The sequence below is a fragment of the Rhizobacter sp. P3_C12 genome (assembly GCF_056402735.1).
Genome location: NZ_JBFUGW010000266.1, coordinates 1 through 8,583, shown reverse-complemented (window position 1 = coordinate 8,583; position 8,583 = coordinate 1). Strand labels below are relative to the sequence as shown.

The following is an 8,583-nucleotide window of genomic DNA, read 5'->3' as shown; positions in this document are numbered from 1 at the left end:
GGCCTCAGGCGGCACGCGCCTTCGAGCCGCCGCAGGGCGAGGCCGAGACGGTGCTTGCGGCGATCTGGGCCGAGGTGCTGGGCGTCGAGCGTGTCGGCCGCGAAGACCGCTTCTTCGAACTCGGCGGGCATTCGCTGGCCGCCCTGCGCGTGCAGTCGCGGCTGCGCGAGCGGCTGGGCGTCGCGCTGCCGCTGCGCAGCCTGTTCGAGCACGGCTCGCTTGCCGCGCTGGCCGCTGCCGTGCAAGCAGCGCGACCGGCAGCGGCCGCCGACGACGACGCGGCGCTGGACCGCATGGCCGGCCTGCTGGCCACCCTGGAGACCTGAATGAGTTCACGCGCCCGCGACATCGCCGAGCGATTCACCCGCCTGCCGGCCGAGCGCCGCAGCGCTTTCCTCGCGCTGCTGCGCGAGCAGGGCGTCGATTTCGGCCGGCTGCCGATCGTGCCGTGGTCGCAAGCTGACGAGCCCGATCCGATGTCGCATGCCCAGGCGCGGCAGTGGTTCCTGTGGCGGCTCGACCCTGCGAGCACCGCGTACCACATCGCCGGTGCGTTGAGGCTGAGCGGCCGGCTCGACGTGGGCGCCCTGCGCGCGAGCTTCAGCGCGCTGGTGGCCCGCCACGAATCGCTGCGCACGGTGTTCGACGCGCTGCCCGACGGGCTGGCGCGGCCGCGCGTGCTGCCGGCGGTGGGCATCGAGCTGCCCGAGATCGACACCGACGAAGCCTCGCTCGCCGCCGAGCTGCAGCGCATCAACGCCGTGCCGTTCGACCTGGCGCGCAGGCCGCTGCTGCGCCTCGCGCTGCTGAAGCTCACGCCGCAGGAGCACGTGCTGGCGGTCGTGATGCACCACATCGTGTCCGACGGCGCCTCGCTGCAGGTGATCGTCGGCGAGTTCGTGTCGCTCTACCGATCACGCGTCGAGCAACGTTCGATCGAGTTGCCGCCGCTGCCGATCCGCTACACCGACTACGCCCGCTGGCAGCGCCACGGCCTGGCGGCCGGAGAGCAGGCGCGCCAGCTGGCGTACTGGACGGCGCAACTGGGCGCCGACCACCCGGTGCTGCAGCTGCCGACCGACCGCCCGCGCGCGGCCGATGCGCGGCTGCGTGCCGCGCAGCACACGGTGGACCTGCCGCCGGCGCTGGTGCAAGCGCTGCGCCAGCGCGCCGGCGCGCAGCAGGCCACGCTGTTCACCGCGCTGCTGGCCGCCTGGCAGGCGCTGCTCGCGCGGTGGAGCGGCCGGCACGACGTGCGGGTCGGCGTGCCGATCGCCAACCGGCAGCGCGTCGAGACCGAGGGGCTGGTCGGCTTCTTCGTCAACACGCAGGTGCTGCGCAACGTCGTCGACGCGCGCATGCCCCTGGCGCAGGTGCTGGCGCAGGCGCGCGACGCCGCGCTCGGCGCCCAGGAGCATCCCGACCTGCCGTTCGAGCAGCTCGTCGATGCGCTGCAGCCCGAGCGCAGCCTCGGTACGCACCCGCTGTTCGAGGTGCTCTACAACCACCAGCGCCGCAACCATGCGCTGCTGGCACAACTGCCGGGCCTGCGCGTGCAGGAGCAGCCGCTGGGTGAGCTGGCCGCGCAGTTCGAGCTGACGCTCGACACGCTGGAGCATGCGGATGGCCGCGTGCAGGCGGTGTTCAGTTATGCGGATGAACTGTTCGAGGCGGCGACGATCGCGCGGCTGGCGCGRCAGTACCTCGCGGTGCTGGCGGCGTTGGCGTGGCAGCCGCAGACGGCGCTCGGCGAGGTCGACCTGCTGGATGCGCAGGAGCGTGCGCAGCTGCAGGCCTGGGGCGTCAATGCGCCGCAGCCGCTCGGCAGCGAGTGGGTGCACCAGGCGTTCGAGCGGCATGCGCTGCGCGATCCGGACGCGCCGGCGGTGCTGCACGGCGATGGCGTGCTGAGCTATGGTGAGCTGAACCACCGGGCGAACCGGCTCGCGCAGCGGCTGGTCGTGCTCGGCGTGGGGCCGGAAAGCCGTGTGGCGGTGTCGCTGCCCCGTTCGTTCGAGTTGATCGTCGCGCTGCTCGCGGTGCTGAAGGCGGGTGGGGCGTACGTGCCGCTGGATCCGTCGCACCCGGCAGAGCGGATCGCGTTCATGCGCGAGGACTGCGGCGCGGCGCTGCTGTTGACGGCCGAGTCGGTGCGCGAGCTGGAGGCGCAGGGCGGGGCTGACACGGACCCCCGGGTGCCGCTGCACGCCGGCAGCCTCGCCTACGTGATCTACACCTCCGGTTCGACCGGTCGGCCGAAGGGCGTGGCCGTGGCGCACGGGCCGCTCGCGATGCACTGCCGCGACACGGCGCTGCTGTACGAGATGAGCCCGGCGACGCGCGAACTGCACTTCCTGTCGTTCTCGTTCGACGGCGCGCACGAGCGGCTGCTGACGGTGCTGGGCTGCGGCGCCTCGCTGCTGCTGCGCGACGAGGCGCTGTGGACGCCGGCGCAGACGCTCGCGGCGATGCGCGAGTACGGCGTGACGAACGCCGGCTTCCCGCCGGCCTACCTGCAAGCCCTGGCTCGCGATGGCTCGCAGGAACGGGAGGGAAAGAATCCGTTCGCCCTGAGCCTGTCGAAGGGTGGCCCTGAGCCTGTCGAAGGGCCTGCGCGCATGGCAGCAGGGCTTCGACAAGCTCAGCCCGGCCCTTCGACGGGCTCAGGGCGAACGGAGTTCGGACTTCGACTGCTGTCGTTCGGCGGCGAGGCGATGCCGCGCGCCGGCCTGCAGGCGGTGCGCGAGCACCTGCGGCCGCGGCTCTTGATCAACGGCTACGGCCCGACCGAGGCGGTCGTCACGCCGGTGCTGTGGAAGGCGCGCGGCGATGCGCCCGAGATCGCCACCGCCTACGTGCCGATCGGCCGCCCCTGCGGCGACCGCACCGCACGCGTGCTCGATGCCGGGATGAACCTGCTGCCGCCCGGCGCGGCCGGCGAGCTGTACCTGGGCGGTGCGGGGCTCGCGCGCGGCTACCTGGGGCGTGCGGGGCTGACGGCGGAACGCTTCGTCGCCGACCCGTTCGATGCGCAGGGCGGGCGGCTGTACCGCACCGGCGACCTGGTGCGCTGGATCGTCGATGCGCAGGGCGAGGGCCAGCTCGAGTACCTCGGGCGCATCGACCAGCAGGTGAAGGTGCGAGGCTTTCGGATCGAGCTGGGCGAGGTCGAGGCCCGGCTGATGGCGCTGGCCGGCGTGGCCGAGGCGGTCGCGAGCGTGCAGCAGGGGCCGGGTGGCGCACGGCTGGTGGCGCACGTCACCCCGCGGGCCGGCGTGGTGACGGTGCCGGACGAGCTGCGCGCGCAGCTCGCGGCGCAGCTGCCGGACTACATGGTGCCGGCCGCCATCGCGGTGATGGCCGTGCTGCCGCTGACGCCGAACGGCAAGGTCGACCGGCGCGCCTTGCCGCCGATCGAGGCCCAGGCCGACGGCGACCGCTACGAGGCACCGCAAGGCGAGGTCGAACAGGCGCTGGCGACGCTGTGGTCCGAGCTGCTGGGCGTGCCGCGGGTCGGGCGCCATGACAACTTCTTCGACCTGGGCGGCGATTCGATCCTCAGCCTGCAGATCGTCGCGCGGCTGCGCGTGCTCGGTTGGGTGCTGACGCCGCGCCAGGTGTTCGAGCGGCAGACGCCGGCGCTGCTGGCGCTGCTGGCGCAGGCCGAGGAGGGGCGCGCGGCGCGCCCGGCGAAGGAGCCTGTCGGCGAGGTGCCTCTGCTGCCGATCCAGCATGAGTTCTTCGCGCTGCCGATGAAGAACCGCCACCACTGGAACCAGTCGCTGCTGCTGCACAGCCGCGAGCCGCTGCAGCCCGATGCGCTGGCCCAGGCCCTGGCGGCGCTGGTGCGGCATCACGACAGCCTGCGGCTGCGTTTCACGCAGGATGCGGCGGGTGCGTGGCACCAGGCCTACGCACCGCACGACACGAGCCCGCAGCGCGAACTGCTGTGGGTGCGGCGGGCCGCCGGTGCGCCGGAGATCGAGGCCTTGTGCGACGAAGTGCAGCGCAGCCTCGACATCGTGCGCGGCCCGTTGCTGCGCGGCCTCGCGATCGAGGTGGACGATGGCAGCTGGCGGTTGATGCTCGCGGTGCATCACCTGGTGGTCGATGGCGTGTCGTGGCGCATTCTGCTGGAAGACCTGCAGCGGGCGTATGCGCAGTGTGTTGCGGGTCAGGCCGTTGAACTGCCGCCGAAGACGAGCAGCTACCAGGAATGGAGCAGCGCACTCGTAGCCCGGATGCCAATCCGGGACGCGGCGGTCGAGGGGGATCCCGGATTGGCATCCGGGCTACACGCGCCTGTCGAACTGCCGGTCGCACGCCCCCAAGGCGGCAAGCTCGCCGGTCAGCAGACCACCACCGAGCTGCGCCTCGACACCACCCAGACCGAGGCCTTGCTGAAGCGCGCCCCTGCCGCCTACCGCACCCAGGTCAACGACCTGCTGCTGACCGCCCTGGGCCGTGCGCTGTGCGGCTGGAGCGGCCACGCGCGCATCCGCATCGACCTGGAAGGCCATGGCCGCGAGGACATCGCCGACGAGATCGACCTGTCGCGCACCGTGGGCTGGTTCACCAGCCTGTTCCCGGTGGTGCTGGACCCGCTGGGCGAACCCGGCGCGGCGCTGAAGCGCGTCAAGGAGGCCCTGCGCGCCATGCCGCTGCGCGGCCTGGCATACGGCGTGCTGAAACACAGGGGGCCGCCCGAGATGCAGCAGGCCTTGCGCGCGCTGCCGCCATCGCAGGTGGTCTTCAACTACCTCGGCCAGTTCGACGGCAGCTTCGACGAGGCCGCGCCCTGGAGGCCGGCGCGCGAACGTTCAGGCGCCGCGGTGCACGAATCGGCAGCGCACGCGCACGAGTTCTCGATCGACGGGCAGGTGTACGACGGCCAGCTCGCGCTGAGCGTGCGCTACAGCCCGGCGCGCCACGATGCGGTCGAGGTGCAGCGCTTCATCGATGCGTTCCGCGGCGAGCTGCTCGCGCTGATCGCGCACTGCACCGGCGGTGCGCTCGGCGTCACGCCGTCGGACTTCCCGCTGGCGCGCATCGACCCGTCGACGCTGGACGGGCTGGCGCTGCCGCTGCAGAACCTCGACGACCTGTACCCGCTGTCGCCGATGCAGGCCGGCATGCTGTTCCAGTCGCTGGTCGATGACGGCGGCGCGGCCTACCGCACGCAGCTGCGCGTCGACCTCGACGGGCTCGACGCGGCCCGATTCCGCTCCGCCTGGGCCACGGTGCTGGCACGCCACGAGGTGCTGCGCAGCGGCTTCATCGCGCAGCCGCCACTGCAGTGGGTGGCGCGCCGCGCCGAGCTGCCGTGGTCGGTGCAGGACTGGCGCGGCCGTCCTGGTGCCGAGCTGGACGCTTTCGCGCAGGCCGAACTCGCCGCGCCGCTGGACCTGGCGCGGCCGCCGCTGATGCGCGTCGCGCTGCTGCGTACGCAGGACGATCGCCACCACCTGGTGTGGACCGCGCACCACCTGCTGCTCGACGGCTGGAGCAGCTCGCTGCTGCTCGGCGAGGTGCTGCGTGCCTATGAAGGCGTGCCGCTGCCGGCACCGCTCGGGCGCTTCCGCGACCACATTGCGTGGCTGCAGGCGCGCGACCCGGTGGCCGGCGAGGCGCATTGGCGGGCGCAGCTCGCGCGGCTGGAGTCGCCGACGCAGCTGGCCTCGGCGCTGCGCCGGCCCGCGTTGCCGCAGCCAGGGCAGGGCGGCCTGCGCCGCACGCTGCCCGTGCAGCCGCTCGCCGATGCGGCGCGGCGCGAGCGCGTGACGATCAACACGCTTGTGCAGGCGGCCTGGGCGCTGGTGCTGGCGCGCTGCACCGGGCAACACACCGTCTGCTTCGGCAGCACCGTGGCGGGCCGGCCGGCCGAGCTGCCAGGCGCGCAGCAGATGCTGGGGCTGTTCATCAACACGCTGCCGGTGGTGGCGACGCTGCAGCCGGCGCAGGCGCTCGGCGCGTGGTGGCGCGAGCTGCAGGCGCAGGGGCTGGCGGCGCGCGAGCATGAGCACACGCCGCTGGTCGAGATCCAGCGCTGGGCCGGGCAGGGCGGGCAGGCGCTGTTCGACAGCCTGCTGGTGTTCGAGAACTACCCGATCGACGCGGCGCTGCGCGACGCGGCACCGGGCGGGCTGCGCGTCGGCACGGCGAGCACGCGCGACGACACGCACTATGCGTTGACGCTGGCGCTGCACCAGGGCGAGCAACTGGCCTTCGACTGGCGCTTCGCGCGTGACGTGTTCGACGAGGCGACGGTGGCGCAGCTGGCCGCGCAGGTGGAGCAGGTGCTGGCGGCGTTCGTGCAACAGCCGGATGCCCGCGTCGGCGCGCTGGCGCTGCTGGCCGATGCCGAACGCGAGCGGCTGTTGCGGCAGGGCGAAGGCGCATCGCCGGCGATGGCGGATGAGCYGGTGCACCGCACGATCGAGCGGCTGGCCAGGGCGCAGCCGGATGCGGTGGCGCTGGTCTTCGGCGAGGTGGAACTGAGCCGCGGCGAGCTGAATGCGCAGGCCAACCGCCTCGCGCATCGGCTGATCGCGCAGGGCGTACGGCCGGAATCCCGGGTGGGGATCGCGCTCGAGCGTTCGGTCGGGATGATCGTCGCGGTGCTCGCGGTGCTGAAGGCCGGCGCGGCATATGTGCCGCTGGACCCGGCCTATCCCGCCGAGCGCCGCCAGGCGATGGTGGAGGACAGCGGCATCGCGGTGGTGCTGCGTGAACCCGACATCGCAGCGCTGGCGGGTGAGCCGGCGAGTGATCCGCAGGTGCCGCTGCACGCCGACCAGCTCGCGTACGTGATCTACACCTCCGGCTCGACCGGCACGCCGAAGGGTGTGGGCGTGTCGCATCGCGCGCTGGCGCGGCATGCCGATGCGACGGTGGCGTTCTTCGGCCTCGCGCCCGAGGATCGCGTGCTGCAGTTCGCGACGCTGAATTTCGACGCCTTCGTCGAGCAGCTGTTCGCGCCACTGGCCATCGGCGCGGCGGTGGTGCTGCGCGGGCCCGAGGTGTGGGACAGCGCGACCCTCCGGCGCGAGGTGGTGGCGCGGCGCATCAGCGTGGCGGACCTGACGACGGCGTACTGGCAGCTGCTGGCGCAGGATTTTGCGAGGGATGCCCATCCCCCCGTTCGCCCTGAGCCCGTCGAAGGGCCTGCGCGCATCGAACCGGGGCTTCGACAAGCTCTGCCCGAACGGGAAGGGAGCGGGTTCGGCGCTTTGCGCCAGGTGCACGTCGGTGGCGAAGCGATGTCGCCCGAGGGCCTGAAGGCCTGGCGCGACGCCGGCCTCGCGCGCATCCGATTGCTGAACGCCTACGGCCCGACCGAGGCCACCGTGACGGCTTCGGCGCTGGATTGCACGCCTTTCGTCACCGGCGCCGCGCCGTGGCCCGCCTCGGTGCCGATCGGCACGGCCTTGCCCGGCCGCATGCTGCGCATCGTCGATGCCGACCTGCATCCGGTGCCGACAGGCGTGGCCGGCGAGCTGTGCATCGGCGGCGCGCTGCTGGCGCGCGGCTACCTCGGCCGGCCGGGCCTGACCGCCGAGCGATTCATTGCCGATCCGTTCGATGCGCAAGGCGGCCGCCTGTACCGCACCGGTGACCTGGTGCGCTGGAACGATGTCGGCCAGATTGAGTACCTCGGCCGCGTCGACCACCAGGTGAAGCTGCGCGGTTTCCGCATCGAACTCGGCGAGATCGAGGCGGCACTGCGGGCGCAGCCGGAGCTGCGCGAGGCGGTCGTGCTCGCACGCGCTTCCGCAGCCGGGCCGCGCCTGGTCGCCTATGTGGCGCTGCAACCCGGCGCATCCGTCGAAGCGACCGCACTGCGCGAGCGCCTGGCCACGCTGCTGCCCGAGCACATGCTTCCGTCGGCATTCGTGCAGTTGCCCGCGCTGCCGCTGACCCCTGGCGGCAAGCTCGACCGCCGCGCGCTGCCCGAGCCCGAATTCACTGCCGACGCCGGACACGAACCGCCCCAGGGCGACACCGAGCAATCGCTCGCGGCGATCTGGTGCGAGGTGCTCGGCGTGCCGCGCGTCGGCCGCCGCGATCACTTCTTCGAGCTCGGCGGGCATTCGCTGCTCGCGGTGCGGCTGGTGGCCGAGCTGCGGCAACGGCTCGGGCTGGAGCTCGGCCTGCGCGCCGTGTTCGACCACCCGACGCTGGCCGGCCTCGCTGCGGCGCTGCCGAAACCGACCGCCACCCACACCGCGGACCGGCTGGGCGCCCTGCTTGACGAACTGGAAGATTCACTGGAATGACGATCGAACTTGCTGCCCTGTCACATCGCTTCGTGCAATTGCCAGCAGGAAAACGCGCGGCGTTCATCGAACGGCTGCGTGCCGAAGGGCTGGATTTCGGCGCGCTGCCGCTGATCGCCCGCGAGCCCGGCATGCCGGCGCCGCTCGCGCCGGCGCAGCGCGCGCTGTGGCTGGCGTGGCAGCGCGCACCGCAGTCGCCGGCCTACAACCTGGCCGGTCGACTGCGCATTCGAGGCGGGTGCAGTGGCGATGACGTGCAGGCCGCCGTGCGACGGTTGGTGCAGCGGCACGAGGTGCTGCGCACGCG

At 72.8% G+C, this 8,583-nt stretch carries 3 protein-coding genes; all 3 read left to right on the top strand.

Annotation, left to right across the window (positions count from 1 at the left end; translation table 11 throughout):
• A partial coding sequence (locus AC1DXV_RS27745) for a phosphopantetheine-binding protein (RefSeq protein WP_477936607.1) occupies positions 1-326 on the top strand: 326 nt, incomplete at its 5' end.
• Positions 327-8,276 carry a condensation domain-containing protein gene (locus tag AC1DXV_RS27740; protein ID WP_477936605.1) on the top strand — a complete coding sequence of 2,650 codons (7,950 nt, stop codon included), beginning with the start codon at positions 327-329 and terminating at the stop codon, positions 8,274-8,276.
• Positions 8,273-8,583 (top strand): condensation domain-containing protein (locus tag AC1DXV_RS27735; protein ID WP_477936603.1); only part of this gene is annotated, 311 nt, incomplete at its 3' end. The genes AC1DXV_RS27740 and AC1DXV_RS27735, both read left to right, overlap by 4 nt.